The following is a 21,484-nucleotide window of genomic DNA, read 5'->3' as shown; positions in this document are numbered from 1 at the left end:
GTCTCAGTGGTGGCGCATTATAGGGAGTTCTCGCCGGGTGACAAGCACTAATTTCAACTTTTTTATCACCCGGTTAATGTTTGCGCAAAACCGGTTATTTATGCCTGTTTAATGCGCGCCGGCAGCTCTGCCAGGCTATTTAACACCCAATCTGCTGCTGCTTCACCTTCAGCGGTAACCGTTTTACCGCTGCGCACCAGCACGCGGGTGCCGACGCCAGCGGCCTGCCCTGCCAGCATATCTTCCAGCTTATCCCCTACCATATATGAAGCGGCCATATCGATGTTCAGCTCTTGCTGCGCAGACAGCAGCATTCCAGGCTGAGGTTTACGACAGTCGCAGTTTTGACGGTAAGCAGGCACGGTGGCATCCGGCAGGTGAGGACAATAGTAGATGCCGTCCAGGTCGATATCGCGGTCGGCCAGTGACCAGTCCATCCACTCCGTCAGCTGCATAAAGGTATCTTCCGTAAACATCCCGCGGGCAATACCCGACTGGTTAGTGACCAGCACCAGCGCGTAGCCCATCTTTTTCAGCGCCTGCAGCGCTTCAATGGTGCCTTCTATAAACTGAAAATTGTCGATCTCATGAACATAACCGTGATCAACATTTAATGTGCCATCACGATCGAGAAAAATAGCCGGGACTGGGTTCGCCACGTAAATACTCCTGCTGCAATTGATAGTGCTAAGTATTGCATGATTGGGCATAGCGAGAGAATGGCAGATTGCATTACGTCGATTGATTTAGACGTCTGGATGCCTTACCATCCATTCAGCTTTCGTCCAGCTTCGCTGATCGAATATTGATACACCACGGATAACGTCAGACGATAATAATTAACTAATGATTAAACTCGAAAATATCACCAAAGTGTTCCAGCAGGGTTCACGCACAATACAGGCGCTCTCCGGCGTCAGCCTGCATGTGCCGGCGGGACAGATTTATGGCGTCATCGGTTCGTCAGGCGCGGGCAAGAGTACGCTGATCCGCTGCGTCAACCTGCTTGAGCGCCCTACATCCGGTCGTGTGCTGGTCGACGGACAGGATCTCACCGCACTCTCTTCCGGGCAGCTGACGCTGGCACGTCGCCAGATCGGCATGATTTTTCAGCACTTCAACCTGATGAACTCGCGTACGGTGGCCGGCAATGTGGCGCTGCCGCTGGAGCTGGGCAATCTGTCACGCGATCAGATCAAAGCGCGCGTTAGCGAGCTGCTGGAGCTGGTTGGCCTGAATGACAAGCATGACAGCTGGCCAGCTAATCTCTCTGGCGGGCAAAAACAGCGTGTGGCTATTGCGCGCGCGCTGGCCAGCAATCCCAAAGTACTGCTGTGCGACGAAGCCACCAGCGCGCTCGACCCGGCGACCACCCGTTCGATACTGGAGTTGCTGAAAGACATTAACCGCCGCCTCGGTATTACTATTCTGCTTATCACCCATGAGATGGATGTGGTTAAGCGCATCTGCGATCAGGTTGCTGTGATCAGTAACGGCGAGCTGATTGAAAAAGATAGCGTCAGCGAAGTTTTTTCTCATCCAAAAACGCCGCTGGCGCAGCAGTTTATTCAGTCGACGCTGCATCTGGATATTCCGGAAGATTATCAGGAGCGCATGCGCGCGCAGCCTGCCGCACAGGCTGTGCCCCTGCTGCGCCTGGAGTTTACCGGGAAATCTGTTGATGCACCGCTGCTGTCAGAAGCTGCCCGCCGCTTTAATGTGAACAACAACATTATCAGTGCGCAGATGGATTATGCAGGCGGAGTCAAGTTCGGCATCATGCTGGCAGAAATGGATGGCAGTGAAACAGATACGCAGGCCGCGATAAGCTGGCTGAAAGAACATCATGTGAAAGTAGAGGTATTAGGTTATGTCTGAAGCGATGCTGTGGTTACTGACGCGCGGCGTCTGGGAAACGCTGATGATGACCTTTGTCTCTGGCTTTTTCGGGTTTGTTATTGGCCTGCCGGTCGGCGTACTGCTGTATGTTACACGCCCTGGTCAGATTCTGGCGAACAGCGCGCTTTACCGCGTGCTCTCTGCTATCGTCAATATCTTCCGATCGATCCCGTTCATTATATTGCTGGTATGGATGATTCCGTTTACCCGCGCAATTGTCGGCACCTCTATCGGCCTGCAGGCGGCGATTGTCCCGCTGACCGTTGGCGCCGCGCCGTTTATTGCCCGTATGGTTGAAAACGCCCTGCTGGAGCTGCCGACCGGCCTGATCGAAGCCTCCCGCGCGATGGGTGCCACGCCGCTGCAGATTGTCCGCAAGGTGTTGCTGCCGGAAGCGATGCCGGGCCTGGTTAACGCGGCCACCATTACGCTCATTACGCTGGTTGGCTATTCTGCTATGGGCGGTGCCGTGGGCGCGGGTGGTCTGGGCCAGATTGGCTATCAGTATGGCTATATCGGGTATAACGCTACCGTAATGAATACTGTACTGGTGCTGCTGGTCGTGCTGGTATATCTGATTCAGTTCTGCGGCGATCGCATTGTTCGCGCGGTGTCGCATAAATAAGCCAATAACATCAATACTTCTCTATTAAGGAAAGGATATGTCTTTCACATTTAAAAAGATTGCCGCAGCAGGTGCTCTGATTGGTGCTATTGCTCTGGCCGGATGCGATCAGCAGGCAAAAGATCCCAACCATATCAAAGTGGGCGTGATTGTTGGTGCTGAACAGCAGGTTGCTGAAACTGCCGTTAAAGTGGCTAAAGATAAATATAATCTCGACGTCGAGCTGGTGACATTTAACGATTACGTGTTACCTAATGAAGCGCTGAGCAAAGGGGATATTGACGTTAACGCTTTCCAGCATAAGCCCTATCTGGATCAGCAGATCAAAGATCGTGGCTACAAGCTGGTACCGGTTGGCAACACCTTTGTTTACCCGATTGCCGGCTACTCCAAAAAGATTAAGTCGCTGACCGAACTGCAGGATGGCGCGCAGATCGCCATCCCTAACGATCCGACTAACCTGGGCCGCTCCCTGCTGCTGCTGCAGAAAGCGGGACTGATTAAGCTGAAAGAGGGTGTTGGCCTGCTGCCAACGTCGCTGGATATTGTGGAAAATCCAAAGAACCTGAAGATTGTTGAACTGGAAGCGCCACAGCTGCCACGCTCGCTTGACGATCAGCAGATTGCACTCGCGGTTATCAACACAACGTATGCCAGCCAGATTGGTCTGACCCCGGCAAAAGATGGCATCTTTGTGGAAGATAAAGATTCCCCATACGTTAACCTGCTGGTGAGCCGTGAAGATAATAAAGACGCTGAGAACGTGAAGAAGTTTGTTGAAGCGTATCAGTCAGACGAAGTGGCTGAGTCTGCGAACAAAATCTTTAACGGTGGCGCGGTTAAAGGCTGGTAAGTTCACTTCTTTTCTCTCCTGAGGGCGGCGCTGGCCGCCCTTTCTATTTCTGCATGTGGCTGCTGACTTGTTATTTGCGGGCGTCCTTGTTTCAATAACGCCACTTTTATTACAGGAGGATGTTGCCATGCGTTTTTTACCGCTCTGCCTGTTGGCGTTGATGCTGACCGGGTGCGTTCGTGAATATCACCCGATAAGCAGCGCTCCGGCTCGTCCGCAGCAGTCATCCGCTCAGCCGCAGCGCAAGCCGGCCCCGCGCCCGGCTCCGGTGAAAATCTATACCGACGCAACCGATCTGGTCAGCAATCCTTTCCGCGATCTGGGTGAAGTGTCTGGCGAAGATTGCCAGAGCAGCACGCAGGATTCGCCTCCCAATATCAATACCGCGCGTAAACGTCTGCAGATCAAAGCAGCGGGTATGAAAGCCAACGCCGTGCTGCTGCACAAATGTGAAATTGTGACCAGTACGCCAGGCTGCTACCGCCAGGCAATCTGCCAGGGCTCAGCGCTGAAAGTTTCCGGTCAATGAGTGAGTTTGCCGTTGCGCAGATTGGCGTGATCCGCTCCCCGTGGAAAGAGAAATTTGCCGTGCCGCGCCAGCCGGGCCTGGTTCAGGATGGCGGCGGTGAACTGCATCTGCAGGCCCCGTATAATCAGCCGGAAGCCGTACGCGGTCTGGAGGCGTTCAGCCACATCTGGATCCTGTTTATGTTTCATCAGACCATGGCCGGCGGCTGGCGCCCTACTGTCCGTCCGCCCCGCCTCGGCGGTAACGCGCGTATGGGCGTCTTTGCAACGCGATCAACGTTTCGTCCTAACCCGGTGGGCATGTCGCTGGTTGAGCTGAAAGGGATCCGCTGTGAAAAATCGCAGGTTATTCTGCAGCTCGGCAGCCTTGATCTGGTTGATGGCACACCGGTCATTGATATCAAGCCCTACCTGCCGTTTGCCGAAGCGCTGCCCGACGCGCGCGCCGGGTATGCTCAGGCTGCACCTGAAGCGACCATGCCGGTGCGTTTTTCAGCCGCCGCTCAGCAGCAGATTCAGCAGCAGGCGCATATTCCTCAGCTGCAGCGTTTTATTACCGAAGTTCTGGCCCAGGATCCGCGTCCCGCCTATCGCAAAGGTGAATCGCTGGATCGCGAATATGCCGCCTGGCTGCTTGATTTCAACGTGCGCTGGCGCATTGATGAAGCGGGTACTGAGGTCATTGCCGTGGATCCACGCTAAAACAGGCTTTTGAGCGCTGTTTCTCGCTGGTACACTAACGGCCAGTAACGGTCTGCTCTTCTTCTTCCATATAACTGGAATCATAATTAATGCGTACTACTCAATATCTGCTCTCCACGCTTAAGGAGACGCCTTCCGATGCAGAAGTGATCAGCCATCAGCTGATGCTGCGTGCCGGGATGATCCGCAAACTGGCTTCCGGACTCTATACCTGGCTGCCGACCGGGGTTCGCGTGCTGCGAAAAGTTGAAAACATCGTGCGCGAAGAGATGAACAACGCCGGCGCAATTGAAATCTCTATGCCGGTGGTTCAGCCGGCCGACCTGTGGGAAGAGAGCGGGCGCTGGGAGCAGTATGGCCCGGAGCTGCTGCGCATTAAAGATCGTCACGAACGTCCGTTTGTGCTCGGTCCGACGCATGAAGAGGTCATTACCGATCTGATCCGCAACGAGCTGAGCTCTTATAAGCAGCTGCCGCTTAATCTGTATCAGATTCAGACCAAGTTCCGTGATGAAGTGCGCCCGCGGTTTGGCGTGATGCGTTCGCGTGAGTTCATCATGAAAGACGCTTACTCCTTCCATACCTCGCAGGCGTCGCTGCAGGAAACCTACGATGCGATGTATCGCGCCTACAGTCAGAGCTTTACCCGCATGGGTCTCGATTTCCGCGCGGTGCAGGCTGACACCGGCTCTATCGGCGGCAGCGGTTCACATGAATTCCAGGTACTGGCGCAGAGCGGTGAAGATGATGTGATCTTCTCCAGCGAGTCAGACTACGCCGCAAACATTGAGAAAGCTGAAGCGCTGGCTCCGGCTGGCGAGCGTCCGGCGGCAACACAGCCGATGACACAGTTTGCCACGCCACATGCCAAAACCATCGCGGAGCTGGTTGAGCAGCATCAGATCCCGGTTGAAAAAACGGTTAAGACGCTGATTGTGAAGGCGAGTGAAGAGAGCGGCCATCAGCTGGTTGCTCTGCTGGTGCGTGGCGATCATGAGCTGAACGAAATCAAAGCTGAACATCTTGATATCGTCGCTTCGCCGCTGGAAATGGGCAATGAAGAGGCGATCCGTGCCGTAACGGGTGCAGGCTTTGGCTCTATCGGTCCGGTCGGTCTGACCATCCCGGTGATTGCGGACCGTACCGTGGCAAAAATGAGTGACTTCTCCGCCGGTGCCAACATCGACGGTCAGCACTTTGCCGGCATCAACTGGGGCCGCGATCTGCCGGAAGCGCGGGTTGAAGATATCCGCAATGTGGTCGAGGGCGATCCAAGCCCGGATGGTAAAGGCGTACTGCAGATCAAGCGCGGTATCGAGGTGGGTCACATTTTCCAGCTCGGCACCAAATACTCCGATGCGATGAAAGCAGCCGTACAGGGCGAAGATGGCCGCAACCAGATCATGACCATGGGCTGCTACGGTATCGGTATTACCCGCGTGGTGGCTGCCGCAATTGAGCAGAACCATGACGAGCGCGGCATTATCTGGCCTGCGGCGCTGGCACCGTTTGAAGTCGCAATTCTGCCAATGAATATGCATAAATCTTTCCGGGTTCAGCAGCTGGCAGAATCGCTCTACAGCGAACTGCGCGCCAGAGGCATCGACGTTATCCTCGACGATCGTAAAGAGCGTCCGGGCGTGATGTTTGCTGATATGGAGCTGATTGGCGTGCCGCACACCATCGTGATTGGCGATCGCAATCTCGATAACGAAGAGATTGAGTACAAATCCCGCTCCGCAAGCGAGAAGCAGATGATCAGCCAGCATGAGATCGTCAGCTTCCTGGCCAGCGCGCTGAATAAGTAATGGCAAACGCCTCCTGCGGGAGGCGTTTTTTATCGCACTTTGCCGCGCATCGCTTTTACGCTGCTGCGCCGCGATTTCCCCTCCAGCCGCCGTTCTTTTGACGCGCGCGTGGGCCGCGTCGCGCGACGCGCTTTCTCCACCGTGGTTAACTCGCGGATCAGATTGATCAGGCGCTGCAGCGCGGCCTCACGATTCATCTCCTGACTGCGATACTCCTGCGCTTTAATAATGACCACGCCTTCTGCCGTAATCAGGTGATGACTGGCAGCGAGCAGCCGCGTTTTATAAAACTCCGGCAGCGAAGATGCGCGGACATCAAACCGCAGATGAATAGCCGTCGAGGTTTTATTCACGTGCTGCCCCCCTGCCCCCTGAGCGCGGATAGCCGTCAGCTCTATTTCACTCTCCGGGATCTCAACCGTGCGCGACAGCATAATCATCTGTCACCTGCCGGTTCATACGGCGTTCTGTACTGAATTTTCCTGTTCATCAACTTAACCTTTTGTGCGCCAGCCAGCATCCGGCAGGCCGTGCCAGCCGCTGTTCTGCTGCTTTTCTTTCTCTGTTTCCCCGCTTGCCCTGGCTGATTTCCGGGAAACCCCTGTGTTATAGTCGCCAGGCAACCAGGGTATTTATGCTCTGCTGAGGAGGTGCATGTGCAAACGTATTGTGAGTTAGTTCGCCAGAAATATGCTGAAATCGGCAGCGGTGAGCCGGGATATGTGCCCGACGCGCTGATGTGCGCGCTGAATGCACTCAATGATATCGCCGCTCATTCCGCGCTAAACTCTTCTGTCAGGGATCAGGCAGCCTCGGCTGCTGCAAACTTATTGGTGAGCGACTATGTTGACAAATGAAGCTTATAAACCCATCAATTGCGATGACTACGACAACCTGGAACTCGCCTGCACCCGACACTGGATGCTGTCACTGCAGCTGAAAAATGGTGACCAGCTGAAGGCGAAAGCGCGGGATATGGTTTCGCGCAAAAACGTCGAATATCTTGCGGTTGACCTCTCCGGGGAAACCCGCGAGCTGCGCCTCGATCACATTGCCAGCTTCAGCCATCCTGAACTCGGCACCGTGGTGGTCAGCGAAGACGAGTAGTCTCGCGGCGGGCGGACCCTCTCCGCCCGCGTTTCCTACGGCTTAAGTCCGCTATAGTAAGCCGCTAAATCCTCAATATCGGTATCGCTTAGTCCCGCCACAAACGCTTTCATCACCTCTGCCTGACCGCCGCTGCGCTCACCTTTCTGATAGGCGTGCAACGCATGCGCCAGATAAGGCGCCTGCTGCCCGGCCAGATGAGGATAGAGGGGTATTGCGCTTTTGCCCTCTGCACCGTGACACGCCATACAGCGGGCTGCTTTTTCTGCGCCCGCGGCCGCATCGCCTTCTGCCCATAGCGGCAGCGATACAAAACATAGCACAGCCGTCAGCCAGTGCCTCATGATACCTTCTCCCTGTCAGGCTGATGCCAGATCGCCTGCCAGCCCCGATCGCTGCAGGCAGCGCCTTCATGGGTAACAAACAGGCCCGGCGCGCAAATCAGCGTATGGTTATAGTAGATCAGTGGGATACGCTCCCGCTGCCAGGGCGGGATCGCCAGCTCCTGCCACAGTTTTTTCATTTCGCGTCCGCCCGCCCGTCCCAGCAGATGATAGTAGCCGCGCGCCTGAAAGCGAACGTGGACCGTTTCATCCGCCGCAGGCAGACGCAGCTCCGCGCGTGAGAAGTCAGCCAGCAGCTGACCCACTCCGCCGGGCAGCGCCAGCGATCGGGTAAGCTGCGGCCAGCAGCATGCCTGGTCACGCAGCGACGGCTGCGGCGGCAACCAGTAGAGGGCATCGCGATAGCGGCGCAGCGTAAAATTTCCCAGCTGCAGCGCCGGCTGTGCATCAGTCCGGCTTGCGATAACGTCGGTACTGATGCGCTGCAGCGCCGCACGTGACGGCATCGCCCCGCCCTGCCCGGCGATCCAGCGCCGCAGCAGCGCGTTACGCCGCGCTTCGCTCATGCTCTGCAACGGCGGAAAATGCAGTGCGCCCTGTGGCGTAAGCAGCTGGCTCAGCTCCTGCTGCAGCAGCTCATCCAGCAGCTGCTCCTGCTCTGCGCAGAGCGCGGCGCTGCGGGCGCTGGCGGCGCTGAAGTGCGGCCAGCGCTGATGCAGCAGCGGCATAATCTGCTGACGCAAAAAGTTACGGTCGTAGCGGCTGTCGTTATTGCTCTCATCCTCAATCCAGCTGAGCTGGTGCTCAGCCGCCCACTGCTCCAGCTGCTCACGGCTAAGGCTGAGCAGCGGACGCAGATGTTCATGCCCCTGCACTGTGCGCCGCGGCGGCATTGCCGCCAGCCCCGCCGGGCCGCTGCCGCGCTTTAGCGCCAGCAGCAGCGTTTCGCACTGATCGTCCAGATGCTGCGCGGTGAGCAGCTGTTCATCCGGCTGCAGCCGGGCGAACAGCGCCTGATAGCGCTCTCTGCGCGCCGACGCCTCCACGCCTCCTGCCCTGGCATCAACCGTTACCGGCAATACGTCGCAGGCGATATGCCAGCGCTGGCACTGCTGCCGGCAGTGTGCGGCCCACCGGTCGGCGTGCGGACTCAGGCCGTGATGCACGTGCAGCGCCCGCACGCTCAGCTGCGAATGCTGCTGCTGCCAGCAGACCAGCTGATGCAGCAGCACGGTGGAGTCGAGCCCGCCGCTGAATGCCACCACGTAGCGACCGGCGGGATCCAGCAGCGCAGCAAGGTGGGAAAAAGACATAGTGCCGTTCCATCTGATGATGCCGCCTGATTGCGGCATTCTGCGGCGGCTATTTTACGCCTGATAAAGCTCCAGCGGCAAACCATCCGGATCGGTAAAAAAGGTGCAGGCTTTACCGGTCAGCGCATCGATACGCACCGGTTCGCAGATCACGCCTTTTTCTGCCAGCGCCGCAACCGACTGCGCCACATCCTCTACGCAAAATGCCAGATGGCGCAGGCCGCAGGCTTCAGGTGCGGTTACGCGCGGCGGCGGGGAGGGAAATGAGAACAGCTCAATGGTATAGACGCCGTGCAGGCCGAGGTCGCCTTTCCATGAATCCCGCTCAGCGCGGTAGTACTCACCCAGCAGGGAGAAGCCCAGCACATCGCAGTAGAACGCTTTGCTGCGCGGATAGTCAGTGGCAATAATCGCAATGTGGTGAATCTGTTTGATCTGTAGCATAGCGGCTCCGAAAAAAAATCTGAGCCGCCAAGCCTACGTGCCGGACGTCAGCGTGACCAGAGGCATTTATCCGAAGTCAGGGCTGCGGCGCGTCGCGCAGTACCCGAACCAGATAGCGCCCATCCTCTGTCAGCGTGGTGCCGTGAATATCGGTTTCAAAGCCAGGGTAGTGGCGCCCGATGGTGCAGAGCATCAGCAGAAAGTCGAGCACGGCCCGGCTCTGTTCTGTGATCATCTCACCGGGCATGACCAGCGGCACGCCTGGCGGATAGGGCAAGATCATATTGGCGGAGGTACGCCCTACCAGCTCGCGGATATCCACGGTTTCAACCTCACCTTTGACCTGATGCTGGAACGCCTGATGCGGCGTCATTTTCATTTCAGGCAGGACATCAAAGGCTTTCAGCATCAGCCGCGGCAGATCGTGCTGCAGGATCAGCTGGTGGATCCCCTGCGCCAGCGTCTGGATCCGCATATTGCGATAGAAATCGGGATCCTCCGCATAGAGATCCGGCAGCATATTTTTCACGCGCAGATTAAGATCGTAGGCGCGTTTAAATTCAGTCAGACCGCGCAGCAGGCTCATGGCGCGGGTTTTATCGATCCCGATACTGAACAGAAACAGCAGGTTATAAGGCCCGGTTTTCTCTACCACCACGCCGCGCTGATCGAGAAATTTCGCCACCAGCGCCGCCGGGATCCCCTCTTCCGCCATCGCGCCCAGTTCGCTCATGCCGGGCGTCAGGATCGTGACTTTAATGGGATCGAGATACATATGATCGCGATCGGCCTGCTGAAAGCCGTGCCACGCCTCTTCTCCCGGCTGGATCGGCCAGCACTCTGCCTCATCCACCTGCTCTGGCTGCCAGATATCAAAAAACCAGCCATCAGACTCTTCACGCAGCCGCTGGATCTCGCGCCGGAAGTGCAGCGCGCGCTCAACCGAACGGTTAATTAGCCGCTTACCCGGATTGCCGCGCAGCATCGCCGCAGCGGTTTCAATCGATGACACAATGCCGTAGCTCGGCGAGGTAGTGGTGTGCATCATATAGGCTTCGTTAAACGTATCGTGGTCGTAGTCGCCTTTGATATGAATCAGTGAAGCCTGGGAAAACGCGGCCAGCAGCTTATGGGTGGATTGCGTTTCATAGATCACCTTGCCCGGGATCCGTTCACCGCTCATGCCGCTTTTTCCGCTGTAGATGGGATGAAAATTGGTATAAGGCACCCAGGCGGAATCGAAGTGGATCGACGGCACATCCAGCGTCTGCTTGATATATTCCGTGTTGTAGAGCAATCCGTCGTACGTTGAATTGGTGATCACCGCATGGACCGGCCAGCTGGCGCGCGGCGTGCTATCCACTTTGCTCTGAATAGCCTCCCGGGTAAATTCACGCTGCGGAATACCGCCCAGAATGCCCAGCGCATTACGCGTTGGCTTGAGCCAGACGGGCACGATGTCGCTCATCATCAGCAGATGGGTCAGCGATTTGTGACAGTTGCGGTCAATCAGTACCGTACTGCCTGCCGGGGCGGCATACATACCGACAATTTTGTTTGAGGTTGAGGTGCCGTTGGTCACCATATAGCTCTGCTCTGCCCCAAAGGTACGGGCAATATACTCTTCGGCGTCGAGATGCGGGCCGGTATGGTCGAGCAGCGACCCCAGTTCAGTGACGGAGATAGAGACATCGGCTTTAAGCGTGTTAGCGCCGAAAAAGTCATAAAACAGGCTGCCGACCGGGCTTTTCTGAAAGGCGGTACCGCCCATATGGCCTGGCGTGCAGAAGGTGTATTTACCCTCTTTAACGTAGGTAAACAGCGCTTTGGTCAGCGGGGGTAGAATTTTATCGATGTACTCATCGGTATACTGGCGGATATGCAGCGCGATATCGTCTGCGGTGCTGAGCGCATATTCAAAAAACTGCAGCGCCATGCGCATTTCATTAACGCTGACGTCCATCTGCGAATGCGTGTTGATAAAGGCGTAGAGCGGCAGCGACTCATTGAGCTGGTTGATGTCGCTGCAGAGCGCCATGCTGTACTCATCCCAGTCAAATACGACGCCGCATACGCGCGGGTTGTGCTCAATCAGCTTCAGCAGGTCGCTGGCATTGCTGGGATAAACGGTGTGAAAGCCCTGCAGTTTCAGCGCGGCATCCAGTTCGCGAATTGGTTCATCTTTGTAGAACGCGCCGTGCGCTCCCATGATCGCAATAATATTCAATGCTCACCTCCTGTGGTCTTGTGGCACAGAGTAAGGATAGCGAAAAGTGGCCGGAGAATGTTCCGGAATAGCGCCGTTGCAGGCCTGATGTTTTCAGCGATGCATTTCGGTCGCCATAAATGGCGCCCCTGGGGGATCGCTGCCGCCATAAATGGCGCCCCTGCAGGATCGCTGCCGCCATAAATGGCGACCCTGGGGGATCGCTGCCGGATTTTTGTAGGGGGCGCATTAATGCGCACCGATATAGATGCCGTGCCTGCAGGGAACTCAGGCCCGATCGTGGAAAACAGACATAAAAAAAGCGGACCGGAGTCCGCTTTTTTGCTGCAGGGCTTACCTTACGCGTAACCGTAGTTCATCAGGCGCTGATAGCGGCGATCGAGCAGCTCTTCCGTGCTCAGCCCGTCGAGATCGGCCAGATCGGCCAGCAGCTGCTGTTTCAGAGAAGCGGCCATATCAACCGGACGACGATGCGCGCCACCCAGCGGCTCAGGAATGATTGAGTCGATCAGCTTCAGCTCCTGCAGACGCCCGGCGGTGATGCCCATCGCTTCTGCCGCCAGCGGCGCTTTATCTGCGCTTTTCCACAGGATTGACGCACAGCCTTCCGGTGAAATCACCGAGTAGGTGCTGTACTGCAGCATGTTCACTTTGTCGCCCACGCCAATCGCCAGCGCGCCACCGGAGCCGCCCTCGCCAATCACGGTGCAGATCACCGGAATTTTCAGACCAGACATCTCACGCAGGTTACGGGCAATCGCTTCAGACTGACCGCGCTCTTCGGCGCCCACGCCCGGATAAGCACCCGGCGTGTCGATAAAGGTGATAAGTGGCATCTTAAAACGCTCTGCCATCTCCATCAGACGCAGCGCTTTACGATAGCCTTCTGGTGCAGGCATACCGAAGTTACGGCGAATTTTCTCTTTGGTTTCACGCCCTTTCTGATGACCAATGATCATCACCGGACGGCCATCCAGACGTGCGATACCACCCACAATCGCTTTGTCGTCAGCATAGGCGCGATCGCCTGCCAGCTCGTCAAAGTCGTCAAATGCGTTGCGCACGTAGTCCAGCGTATAGGGACGCAGCGGATGACGCGCCAGCTGCGCGACCTGCCATGCACCTAAATCGGAGAAGATTTTACGGGTCAGTTCAACGCTTTTCTCGCGAAGGCGCTGAATCTCTTCATCCAGATTAATATCGTGTTTCTCATCTGAACGGCCAATCGATTTAAGCGAATCGATCTTCGCTTCGAGTTCGGCGATCGGCTGTTCAAAATCCAGGTAATTAAGACTCATAATGTTCCTGTTTTAGTCAAACTCCAGTTCCACCTGCTCCGATCCTACTAACGACCGCAGGTCGTTAAGTAAACGATCGCTGGGCGAAATACGCCACGCTGCACCAAAGCGCAGCTTCGCCCGCGCATCTGCTCTCTGATAATAGAGATGTACCGGAATGGTCCCGGAACGATGAGGTTCCAGAGACTGGCGGAGACGGTTTAAAAGCTGGTCATCAATTTGCCTGTCCGTCAGCGAGATAGCAAGTCCGCGCGCATATTTTTCCCGCGCTTCATCGATATCCATCACTTCCCTGGCGGTCATTTTAAGCCCGCCGCTGAAGTCATCAAAGCTGACCTGTCCGCTGACGATCAGGATACGGTCTTTCTCCAGCAGCTGCTGGTACTTATCTAACGCATCGGTAAATAGCATGACTTCCAGACGACCGGAGCGATCGTCCAGAGTACAAATACCAATTCGGTTGCCGCGCTTGGTCACCATCACGCGGGCGGCAATCACCAGCCCCGCAGCGATGGTGACCTTGCCACGTTCAGTAGGATGCATATCTTTCAGCCGCATCCCGCCGACGTAGCGCTCAATCTCTTTCAGATACTGATTAATCGGATGCCCGGTAAGATAGAGGCCCAGCGTTTCACGCTCGCCATCCAGCTGCACCTGCTCTGGCCACGGCGTAATTGACGCATACGATTTTTCGACCTGCTCCGGCTCTTCAGCCAGCACGCCAAACATATCTGCCTGCCCCGTCGCCTCTGCTTTAGCATGCTGGTCAGCGGCTTTCAGGGCATCGCTCAGGGCGCTCATCAGCGCCGCGCGATGGGGCCCGAGCCGGTCAAACGCGCCGGACATGATCAGCTTCTCCATCACCCGGCGGTTAATTTTGCGCGTATCGGTACGCGCGCAGAGATCGAACAGCTCTTTAAAATAGCCGCCCTGATTACGCGCTTCGAGAATCGCTTCAATCGGGCCTTCACCGACGCCTTTGATCGCGCCGATGCCGTAGACAATTTCACCGTCGTCGTTAACGTGGAACGGATAGAGGCCGGCATTGATATCCGGCGGCAGCACTTTCAGGCCCATGCGCCAGCACTCATCCACCAGCCCGACCACTTTCTCGGTGTTATCCATATCGGCGGTCATGACCGCAGCCATAAACTCAGCCGGATAGTGTGCTTTCAGCCACAGCGTCTGATAGGAGACCAGCGCATAGGCTGCAGAGTGCGATTTGTTAAAACCATAGCCGGCGAACTTCTCTACCAGGTCGAAGATTTTCATCGACAGTTCGCCGTTGATACCCATGCTTTCAGCGCCCTCTTTGAACACTGAACGCTGCTTCGCCATCTCTTCCGGTTTCTTTTTACCCATCGCACGACGCAGCATATCAGCGCCGCCCAGCGTATAACCCGCCAGCACCTGTGCGATCTGCATCACCTGCTCCTGATAGAGAATGATGCCGTAGGTAGGCTCCAGTACCGGCTTCAGACTCTCATGCTGCCACTGGATGTCAGGATAGGAGAGTTCTTCGCGGCCATGCTTACGGTCGATAAAGTTATCCACCATGCCGGACTGCAGCGGGCCGGGACGAAACAGCGCCACCAGGGCGATCATATCTTCAAAGCAGTCAGGCTTCAGTCGCTTGATCAGATCTTTCATGCCGCGCGATTCAAGCTGGAACACCGCGGTGGTCTCTGAGCGCTGCAGCATATCGAAGCTTTTTTTATCATCAAGCGGAATAGCCGCAATGTCGATCGGCGGCAGCCCCTGCTTTTCACGGCGCGGGTTGATCATCTTCAGCGCCCAGTCGATGATGGTCAGCGTACGCAGGCCGAGGAAGTCAAACTTCACCAGTCCGGCATACTCCACATCATTTTTATCAAACTGGGTGACGGGGAACTGGCCGTTTTCATCGCAGTAAAGCGGGGCAAAATCGGTGATTTTGGTCGGCGCAATGACCACGCCGCCAGCGTGCTTGCCGGCGTTTCGCGTGACGCCTTCCAGCTTGCGCGCCATGTCGATCAGCGCCCTGACCTCTTCATCGGCGTCATAGATCTCAGGCAGCTGCGGTTCAGCCTGAAACGCTTTTTCCAGCGTCATGCCCGGATCGGGTGGCACCAGCTTGGAGATGCGATCGACAAAGCCATAAGGATGGCCCAGCACGCGCCCTACATCGCGGATCACCGCTTTCGCCGCCATGGTGCCGAAGGTGATAATCTGCGAAACCGCTTCACGGCCATACATCTCGGCAACGTGATCGATCACCTGATCGCGCTTCTCCATGCAGAAGTCGACGTCAAAGTCGGGCATGGAGACGCGTTCCGGATTCAGGAAGCGTTCAAACAGCAGGTCAAATTCCAGCGGATCGAGGTCGGTGATCTTCAGCGCATAGGCCACCAGTGAACCGGCACCGGAACCGCGTCCGGGTCCGACCGGGATCCCGTTATCTTTTGACCACTGGATAAACTCCATCACGATCAGGAAGTAGCCCGGGAACCCCATCTGGTTGATAACGTTGAGCTCAATCTCCAGACGCTCATCGTAGGCCGGGCGCTTCTGCGCACGCAGCTCTTCATCCGGAAAGAGAAACGCCAGGCGCTCTTCAAGCCCCTCGCGTGATTTCACCACCAGAAACTCTTCGGTGGTCATCTCGCCGGTCGGGAACTGCGGCAGAAAATATTCGCCGAGGCGGACGGTGACGTTACAGCGCTTAGCAATCTCTACGCTGTTTTCCAGCGCTTCCGGAATGTCCGAAAACAGCTCGCACATCTCCTCTTCGCTGCGCATATATTGCTGAGGACTGTAGTGGCGCGGACGTTTCGGATCGTCCAGCGTATAACCGTCGTGGATCGCCACGCGGATCTCATGCGCATCGAAGTCCTCTTCATTGATGAAGCAGACTTCATTGGTTGCCACTACCGGTATCCCTTCCGCTATCGCCAGCTCAACGGCGGCATGCAGATAGCTCTCCTCATCGGCGCGTCCGGTGCGGAGCAGCTCAAGGTAGTAACGGTCGGGAAAGTGCTGCTGATAAAAGCTCAGACACTGCGCCACCAGCGCGTTATTGCCGCGCAGCAGGCTGCGTCCGACATCGCCGCGTCGTCCGCCCGACAGGACAATCAGCCCTTCGCCCAGCTCAATCAGCCAGTCGCGATCAAGGATAGGCCCGGCAATGCCGTAGCCGCGCTGATAGGCGCGCGAAATCAGCAGTGTCAGATTCTGATAGCCGGTGTTATTCGCCGCGAGCAGCGTAAGCTGCGTAAGCTCATCGCCCATCAGCTCGCTGGCGACCTGGAAATCAGCGCCGATAATCGGCTTAACGCCGGCACCGTGGGCGCTGCCATAGAAGCGCACCAGGCCGCAGAGGTTGGTGTAATCCGTAATCGCTATTGCCGGCATCCCCAGCGCCGCGGCTTTTTTCACCAGCGGACCGGTCTTCGCCAGGCCATCGACCATGGAGTAGTCGCTGTGCACGCGCAGATGTATAAAACGAGGTTCAGCCATATCGGTTTCCGGTTAAAACAGCGTCAGGCTTAATAAAGCGGCGCGGGTTGTACTGAGGCGTGCAGTTCGGCATCCAGCAGCGCGTTGCGCACCGGCGCAAAACTGCGACGATGATGCGGCGTGGCACCAAACTGTTTGAGCTTCGCCATATGAAGCGCGGTGGGGTAACCTTTATGCTGCGCAAAGCCATACTGCGGAAAGAGACGATCGAGTTCAGCCATTTCGCGATCGCGCGTCACTTTGGCAATAATGGATGCAGCGCTGATTTCCTGCACCAGACTGTCGCCTTTGATCACCGCCTGCGCAGGCATCGCCAGCGCCGGACAGCGATTGCCATCGATCAGCACAAAATCGGGCGTAAGGTGCAGCCCTGCCACCGCGCGCTGCATCGCCAGCAGCGTGGCATGCAGAATATTGAGCTGGTCGATCTCTTCTGGCTCAGCCCTGCCGGGGCTCCACGCCAGCGCCTTTTCGGTAATTTCATCATACAGCGCCAGACGGCGCTTTTCCGACAGCTTTTTTGAGTCTGCCAGACCAGCAATCGGGTTAGCAGGATCGAGGATCACCGCCGCCGTTACTACGGCCCCTACCAGCGGGCCGCGTCCGACTTCGTCCACGCCCGCAATACGTTGCGCATCAGGATAGATAAATTCAGCCATGAGCAATCTCCAGTACCGCATCCGCCGCCTGCTCATCGGCATTCCAGCGGATCTGCTGATGCAGTTGAGTAAAGGTTTCCAGCAGCGCGTCGCGTTCGGCACCCGCATGCAGCAGCGGCTCCAGCGCGGTGGCCAGCGTCTGCGGCTGGCACTCATCCTGCAGCAGCTCTTTAACCAGCTCCCGTCCCGCCAGCAGATTAGGCAGCGAGACGTAAGGCGTTTTGACCAGGCGCTTCGCCAGCCAGAAGGTAACGGGTTTCATACGATACCCCACGACCATCGGGCACTTTGCCAGCATACACTCCAGCGCCGCGGTGCCGGATGCCAGAATAGCCGCATCGCTGGCGATCATCGCCTGACGCCCTTTGCCATCCAGCAGGTGCATAGGCAGCTCAGGCGCAATCTCCGCTTTAATCTGTTCAAACTGCGCCCGCCGCTTTGCGTTAACCAGCGGAACCACGATTTCCAGCGCCGGGTAGCGCTGACGCAGCAGCTGCGCCGCGCGCAGAAAATCGGCGCTCAGCATTTCAACTTCTGCGCCACGACTGCCTGGCAGTAAACCCAGACAGATCGCGTCGTCTGCAATACCCAGCTCGCGACGCGCGGCCTGCTTATCAGGCTGCAGCGGCATCGCATCAGCCATGGTGTGACCGATAAAACGACACGGCACGTTAAAGCGATCGTAAAACGCTTTCTCGAACGGCAGAAACGCCAGCACCATATCGGTATTGCGGCCAATCTTAAAGACGCGCTTCTGACGCCATGCCCAGACGGAAGGGCTGACGTAGTGCACGGTACGAATACCGGCGCGCTTCAGGTTGCCTTCCAGGGTGATATTAAAATCTGGCGCATCGATACCCACAAATACGTCAGGGCGGAGCGCGGTGAAGCGCTGCGTCAGGTCTTTGCGGATGGTCAGCAGGCGTCGCAGGCGGCCCAGCACTTCGACAATGCCCATGACCGCCAGCTCTTCCATTTCGTACCAGACTTCGCAGCCTTCTGCCTGCATCAGCGGACCCGCTACGCCAACAAAGCGTGCATCAGGATGACGCGCTTTCAGCGCGCGGATCAGACCGGCACCAAGAATATCGCCGGAGGTTTCTCCGGCGACCAGGGCAATCGTTAAGGGACGCACTGACATGAATTAACGGATCAATCCACGGGTTGAACGGGCGAAGAAATCAAAGAACGGCTGGACTTCGCTGTGCTGCTGCGCCAGCGCCTCGATTTCAGGCTTTACCTCATCCAGCGTTTTACCGCTGCGGTAGAGCAGCTTGTAAGCGTTGCGAATAGCATGCAGCGCCTCTTTGCTGAAGCCGCGACGCTTGAGACCTTCAATATTGACGCCAAACGGCGTGGCGTGGTTACCCTGCGCAATAATGTATGGCGGAATATCCTGCGCCACGCCGGAACAACCGCCAACCATAACGTGAGCGCCGATAGTGCACCACTGGTGCACGGCCGTCACGCCGCCGATGATCGCAAAATCATCCACGGTAACGTGGCCGCCCAGCGTCACGTTATTTGCCAGAATGCAGCGGCTGCCAATCACGCAGTCGTGTGCAATGTGCGCATTCACCATCAGCAGGTTGTCGCTGCCAACTTTAGTCAGTCCGCCACCCTGCGTGGTGCCGCGATGAATGGTCACGCTTTCGCGGATCCGGTTGCGATCGCCGATTTCGGTGCGGGTAGGCTCACCCGCATATTTCAGATCCTGGTTTACCTCACCAATAGAGACAAACTGATAGATCTGGTTTTCTTCGCCGATACGCGTATGGCCATTAACCACAACGTGTGATTTCAATACCGTACCTGCGCCAATTTCCACGTCAGCGCCCACAATACAGAAGGGACCGATATGAACATTTGCACCCAGTACAGCACCCTCTTCAACGATGGCGGTCGGATGGATGGTGGCGGTTGAATCAATCACTAATTATGCCTCCCGGCTACGGGCACACATCATGGTCGCTTCACAGACAATTTTACCATCCACTGTAGCAACGCCTTTAAAACGTGTCAGACCACGACGGGTTTTTTCGAAGGTGACTTCCATGATCATCTGGTCACCTGGTACTACCGGGCGCTTGAAGCGGGCTTCATCGATACCGGCAAAATAATAGAGCTCGCCAGGTTCCAGTTTGCCAACGCTTTTAAACGCCAGAATACCGGTCGCCTGCGCCATCGCTTCTAAAATCAGAACGCCTGGGAAAATCGGTTTACCAGGGAAGTGCCCCTGGAAAAACGGTTCATTAACAGAAACGTTCTTTACCGCACGCAGATATTTGTGCTCTTCAAAATCCAGCACGCGATCCACCAGCAAAAACGGATAGCGGTGCGGCAGCAGTTCTAAAATCTCTTCGATTTTCAGAGTATGCGTTTCAGTAGTCAAAATACTCTTCCTGTCCTAAAAAATCTGATGGCAACAATAACACGGCCTGCACCGATCAAAATGATCTTTCGCAGGCCGCAAATCAGTTCGGTGGCGTTCGCTTCTCTGCGCTACCTGCCGTCCTTTACCACACTGAAGGGCAAAAGCAGGCAGGCGGCATTATTATGAAAGCGGGTCGCGCGGATGTGCTTAGCTGTTTTTATCAACTTTGCGTTCGATGGCTTTCAGACGTTTGCTTATGTCATCGATATTCATCACCAGCGCTGCCGTTTTACGCCAGGCTTTGTTCGGTTGCAGTGGGATCCCTGAGGAGTAAACCCCCGGCTCTGTAATGGGACGCATCACCATGCCCATACCGGTTACGGTTACTTTATCGCAGATCTCCATATGGCCGTTAATGACGCTGGCGCCGCCAATCATACAGTAACGTCCAATCTTCAGGCTACCGGCCATGATCACACCTCCCGCAACGGCTGTATTGTCACCAATTACAACGTTGTGGGCAATCTGACACTGGTTGTCTATGATAACACCATTGCCGATCAGAGTGTTATCCAGCGCACCGCGATCGATAGTGGTGCAGGCACCAATCTCTGTCCGGTCACCGATGATGACCGTGCCGAGCTGAGGGATTTTCACCCAGTTGCCGCGATCGTTAGCATACCCGAAACCATCTGCACCGATGACAGTGCCTGACTGAATCAGACAATCCTGACCAATCTGAATCTCATGATAAATCGTCACGTTGGCCCAGAGGCGCGTGCCGCTGCCAATCCGGCTCTTTTTGCCGACAAAGCAGCCTGCACCAATCACAACGTTGTCACCCAGCTCAACGCCAGACTCAATCACCGCGTTCGCCCCTACCGACACATTTTGTCCCAGCGAGGCGGAAGGATCGATCACCGCGCTGGGCGCGATATTCTGCGCGGGCTGCGGCGTGGTGTCCAGCAGTTGTGCCATGCGGGCATAGGTAAGATAGGGATTTTTCACTACCAGGGCGGCAGTATTGCACCATTCCAGATCCGCTTCCGTCAGCACCACGGCTGACGCCTGAACGCTGGCGAGCTGCTCGCGGTAGCGGCTGTTGGCAAGAAAAGTGATTTGACCAGGGGTGGCGGATTGCATAGAAGCAATGCCGGAGATGACGATATCGCCATCTCCGTGCAATTCTGCATCCAACTGCTGGGCTAAATCAGCCAGTCGAATTGATGACATCGATTATTTAACCTGTTTCAGCACGTCAGCAGTAATGTCTTTCGCATTAGCAGCATAGGCTACGGCGTTAGCGTCAATCACGACATCATAACCATCGCTGTCTGCCACTTTCTTCACGGCATCCTGGATACGGCTCAGCAGTTTATTACGCTCTTCCATCTGGCGACGACGGTTATCCTGTTCGAAAGCCTGGGCTTTGCTGGAGAAGGCTTCGCGCTGAGACATGATGTCTTTTTCCATGCGGCTGCGCTCGCTCGCCTTCATGGTAGAAGCGTCACGCTGCAGTCTCTGCATTTTGGTCTGCAGATCGCGTTCCTGGCCCTGCAGCTCAGTTGCGCGGCCTTTGAACTCATTCTCGAGCTGTTTAGCAACGGTCGCACGTTGCGGTAACTGCTGGAAAATGCTGGACACGTTTACCACTGCAATTTTGTCAGCAGCCTGAACGCCAGCGGAAACCGCTAAAGCAAGACCCAGACCTGCGGCACACAACAACTTTTTCACTATAAACTCCTTACCATCAACGTTTGTGTCTGCGACACAGTGTTTGGCTCGCTTAGCGCTTTGCTGCGCTAAGC

The 21,484-nt window shown here is 56.3% G+C and carries 22 protein-coding genes; 8 read left to right on the top strand and 14 right to left on the bottom strand.

All coding sequences use genetic code 11. The features are described from left to right. Nucleotides 1-98: 98 nt before the first annotated feature. Nucleotides 99-659, bottom strand: coding sequence for a D-glycero-beta-D-manno-heptose 1,7-bisphosphate 7-phosphatase (gene gmhB / locus DBY66_RS10700; RefSeq protein ID WP_071669039.1), 561 nt, complete (start codon nt 657-659; stop codon nt 99-101). Between the two features lie 187 nt (nt 660-846). On the opposite strand from gmhB, the gene metN reads away from it, so the two are divergent. The 6 genes from metN to proS all read left to right on the top strand — a co-directional run bounded on the left by metN (nt 847) and on the right by proS (nt 6,415). Beyond that, nucleotides 847-1,878 carry a methionine ABC transporter ATP-binding protein MetN gene (metN, locus tag DBY66_RS10695; protein ID WP_071669040.1) on the top strand — a complete coding sequence of 344 codons (1,032 nt, stop codon included), beginning with the start codon at nt 847-849 and terminating at the stop codon, nt 1,876-1,878. Continuing rightward, entirely contained in the window at nt 1,871-2,524 is a 654-nt protein-coding gene (locus DBY66_RS10690; protein WP_039382787.1) for a methionine ABC transporter permease MetI, read from the top strand. Before metN ends, DBY66_RS10690 begins: the two co-directional genes overlap by 8 nt. Nucleotides 2,525-2,561: 37 nt before the next feature. Beyond that, a complete protein-coding gene (locus DBY66_RS10685; protein ID WP_065650069.1) occupies nt 2,562-3,377 on the top strand; it encodes a MetQ/NlpA family lipoprotein in 816 nt (271 codons plus the stop codon). A 127-nt stretch (nt 3,378-3,504) separates the two neighbouring features. After that, the gene (rcsF, locus tag DBY66_RS10680; protein ID WP_039382781.1) at nt 3,505-3,906 is read left to right on the top strand and encodes an Rcs stress response system protein RcsF; all 402 of its coding nucleotides are present in this window, start codon (nt 3,505-3,507) and stop codon (nt 3,904-3,906) included. After that, nucleotides 3,903-4,607 (top strand): tRNA (N6-threonylcarbamoyladenosine(37)-N6)-methyltransferase TrmO, encoded by a 705-nt coding sequence (gene tsaA / locus DBY66_RS10675; protein ID WP_071669041.1) that lies wholly within the window; start codon nt 3,903-3,905, stop codon nt 4,605-4,607. Before rcsF ends, tsaA begins: the two co-directional genes overlap by 4 nt. An 89-nt stretch (nt 4,608-4,696) precedes the next feature. After that, entirely contained in the window at nt 4,697-6,415 is a 1,719-nt protein-coding gene (gene proS / locus DBY66_RS10670) for a proline--tRNA ligase (protein ID WP_071669042.1), read from the top strand. A 29-nt stretch (nt 6,416-6,444) separates the two neighbouring features. On the opposite strand, the gene arfB is transcribed toward proS, so the two are convergent. Further along, the gene (gene arfB, locus DBY66_RS10665; protein ID WP_039382771.1) at nt 6,445-6,855 is read right to left on the bottom strand and encodes an alternative ribosome rescue aminoacyl-tRNA hydrolase ArfB; all 411 of its coding nucleotides are present in this window, start codon (nt 6,853-6,855) and stop codon (nt 6,445-6,447) included. A gap of 216 nt (nt 6,856-7,071) precedes the next feature. Between arfB and DBY66_RS10660 the strand changes: the two genes are divergently transcribed. Then, nucleotides 7,072-7,272, top strand: coding sequence for a YaeP family protein (locus DBY66_RS10660; protein ID WP_071669043.1), 201 nt, complete (start codon nt 7,072-7,074; stop codon nt 7,270-7,272). Next, nucleotides 7,259-7,522, top strand: a complete 264-nt coding sequence (rof, locus tag DBY66_RS10655; protein WP_039382769.1) for a Rho-binding antiterminator — start codon at nt 7,259-7,261, stop codon at nt 7,520-7,522. The genes DBY66_RS10660 and rof overlap by 14 nt, the downstream gene beginning before the upstream one ends. A gap of 35 nt (nt 7,523-7,557) precedes the next feature. Here rof and DBY66_RS10650 read toward each other — a convergent pair whose 3' ends face one another. The 12 genes from DBY66_RS10650 to skp form a co-directional block, all read right to left on the bottom strand. Further along, nucleotides 7,558-7,866 (bottom strand): cytochrome c, encoded by a 309-nt coding sequence (locus tag DBY66_RS10650; protein WP_071669045.1) that lies wholly within the window; start codon nt 7,864-7,866, stop codon nt 7,558-7,560. Beyond that, nucleotides 7,863-9,179: a tRNA lysidine(34) synthetase TilS gene (gene tilS / locus DBY66_RS10645; protein ID WP_108570009.1), complete on the bottom strand. Its 1,317-nt coding sequence runs from the start codon at nt 9,177-9,179 to the stop codon at nt 7,863-7,865. Before tilS ends, DBY66_RS10650 begins: the two co-directional genes overlap by 4 nt. Nucleotides 9,180-9,233: 54 nt before the next feature. Continuing rightward, nucleotides 9,234-9,623: a VOC family protein gene (locus DBY66_RS10640; RefSeq protein ID WP_039382762.1), complete on the bottom strand. Its 390-nt coding sequence runs from the start codon at nt 9,621-9,623 to the stop codon at nt 9,234-9,236. 76 nt (nt 9,624-9,699) lie between these two features. Beyond that, a complete protein-coding gene (locus DBY66_RS10635; RefSeq protein ID WP_108570008.1) occupies nt 9,700-11,850 on the bottom strand; it encodes a lysine decarboxylase LdcC in 2,151 nt (716 codons plus the stop codon). A 338-nt stretch (nt 11,851-12,188) separates the two neighbouring features. Further along, nucleotides 12,189-13,148: an acetyl-CoA carboxylase carboxyl transferase subunit alpha gene (gene accA / locus DBY66_RS10630; protein ID WP_039382756.1), complete on the bottom strand. Its 960-nt coding sequence runs from the start codon at nt 13,146-13,148 to the stop codon at nt 12,189-12,191. Nucleotides 13,149-13,160: 12 nt separating this feature from the next. Further along, on the bottom strand, nt 13,161-16,643 hold the full coding sequence (dnaE, locus tag DBY66_RS10625; RefSeq protein ID WP_071669047.1) for a DNA polymerase III subunit alpha: 3,483 nt from the start codon (nt 16,641-16,643) through the stop codon (nt 13,161-13,163). 29 nt (nt 16,644-16,672) lie between these two features. Beyond that, complete coding sequence (gene rnhB, locus DBY66_RS10620; RefSeq protein WP_108570007.1) at nt 16,673-17,302, bottom strand: ribonuclease HII; 630 nt, start codon at nt 17,300-17,302, stop codon at nt 16,673-16,675. Further along, a complete protein-coding gene (lpxB, locus tag DBY66_RS10615; RefSeq protein WP_108570006.1) occupies nt 17,295-18,443 on the bottom strand; it encodes a lipid-A-disaccharide synthase in 1,149 nt (382 codons plus the stop codon). Before lpxB ends, rnhB begins: the two co-directional genes overlap by 8 nt. A 3-nt stretch (nt 18,444-18,446) precedes the next feature. Next, the gene (gene lpxA, locus DBY66_RS10610) at nt 18,447-19,235 is read right to left on the bottom strand and encodes an acyl-ACP--UDP-N-acetylglucosamine O-acyltransferase (protein WP_039382744.1); all 789 of its coding nucleotides are present in this window, start codon (nt 19,233-19,235) and stop codon (nt 18,447-18,449) included. Between the two features lie 3 nt (nt 19,236-19,238). Beyond that, the gene (fabZ, locus tag DBY66_RS10605; protein ID WP_007893924.1) at nt 19,239-19,694 is read right to left on the bottom strand and encodes a 3-hydroxyacyl-ACP dehydratase FabZ; all 456 of its coding nucleotides are present in this window, start codon (nt 19,692-19,694) and stop codon (nt 19,239-19,241) included. 189 nt (nt 19,695-19,883) lie between these two features. Next, complete coding sequence (gene lpxD / locus DBY66_RS10600) at nt 19,884-20,909, bottom strand: UDP-3-O-(3-hydroxymyristoyl)glucosamine N-acyltransferase (RefSeq protein ID WP_039382740.1); 1,026 nt, start codon at nt 20,907-20,909, stop codon at nt 19,884-19,886. 3 nt (nt 20,910-20,912) lie between these two features. Next, nucleotides 20,913-21,410, bottom strand: a complete 498-nt coding sequence (gene skp / locus DBY66_RS10595; protein WP_039382739.1) for a molecular chaperone Skp — start codon at nt 21,408-21,410, stop codon at nt 20,913-20,915. Nucleotides 21,411-21,484: the final 74 nt, after the last annotated feature.

Source organism: Pantoea sp. RIT413, from assembly GCF_003057675.2.
Classification (GTDB): domain Bacteria; phylum Pseudomonadota; class Gammaproteobacteria; order Enterobacterales; family Enterobacteriaceae; genus Pantoea; species Pantoea eucrina.
Note: the sequence above shows the minus strand (reverse complement) of the source record. Positions and strands in the feature narration are given on the sequence as shown.

Bases quoted from the DNA above. Each gene is read 5' to 3' on its own strand.
- rnhB (WP_108570007.1), bottom strand. From the start codon at position 17,302: ATGGCTGAATTTATCTATCCTGATGCGCAACGTATTGCGGGCGTGGAC.
- tsaA (WP_071669041.1), top strand. From the start codon at position 3,903: ATGAGTGAGTTTGCCGTTGCGCAGATTGGCGTGATCCGCTCCCCGTGG.
- dnaE (WP_071669047.1), bottom strand. From the start codon at position 16,643: ATGGCTGAACCTCGTTTTATACATCTGCGCGTGCACAGCGACTACTCC.
- tilS (WP_108570009.1), bottom strand. From the start codon at position 9,179: ATGTCTTTTTCCCACCTTGCTGCGCTGCTGGATCCCGCCGGTCGCTAC.
- rcsF (WP_039382781.1), top strand. From the start codon at position 3,505: ATGCGTTTTTTACCGCTCTGCCTGTTGGCGTTGATGCTGACCGGGTGC.
- lpxD (WP_039382740.1), bottom strand. From the start codon at position 20,909: ATGTCATCAATTCGACTGGCTGATTTAGCCCAGCAGTTGGATGCAGAA.
- DBY66_RS10650 (WP_071669045.1), bottom strand. From the start codon at position 7,866: ATGAGGCACTGGCTGACGGCTGTGCTATGTTTTGTATCGCTGCCGCTA.
- rof (WP_039382769.1), top strand. From the start codon at position 7,259: ATGTTGACAAATGAAGCTTATAAACCCATCAATTGCGATGACTACGAC.
- arfB (WP_039382771.1), bottom strand. From the start codon at position 6,855: ATGATTATGCTGTCGCGCACGGTTGAGATCCCGGAGAGTGAAATAGAG.
- DBY66_RS10640 (WP_039382762.1), bottom strand. From the start codon at position 9,623: ATGCTACAGATCAAACAGATTCACCACATTGCGATTATTGCCACTGAC.
- proS (WP_071669042.1), top strand. From the start codon at position 4,697: ATGCGTACTACTCAATATCTGCTCTCCACGCTTAAGGAGACGCCTTCC.
- accA (WP_039382756.1), bottom strand. From the start codon at position 13,148: ATGAGTCTTAATTACCTGGATTTTGAACAGCCGATCGCCGAACTCGAA.
- DBY66_RS10685 (WP_065650069.1), top strand. From the start codon at position 2,562: ATGTCTTTCACATTTAAAAAGATTGCCGCAGCAGGTGCTCTGATTGGT.
- metN (WP_071669040.1), top strand. From the start codon at position 847: ATGATTAAACTCGAAAATATCACCAAAGTGTTCCAGCAGGGTTCACGC.
- DBY66_RS10690 (WP_039382787.1), top strand. From the start codon at position 1,871: ATGTCTGAAGCGATGCTGTGGTTACTGACGCGCGGCGTCTGGGAAACG.
- lpxB (WP_108570006.1), bottom strand. From the start codon at position 18,443: ATGTCAGTGCGTCCCTTAACGATTGCCCTGGTCGCCGGAGAAACCTCC.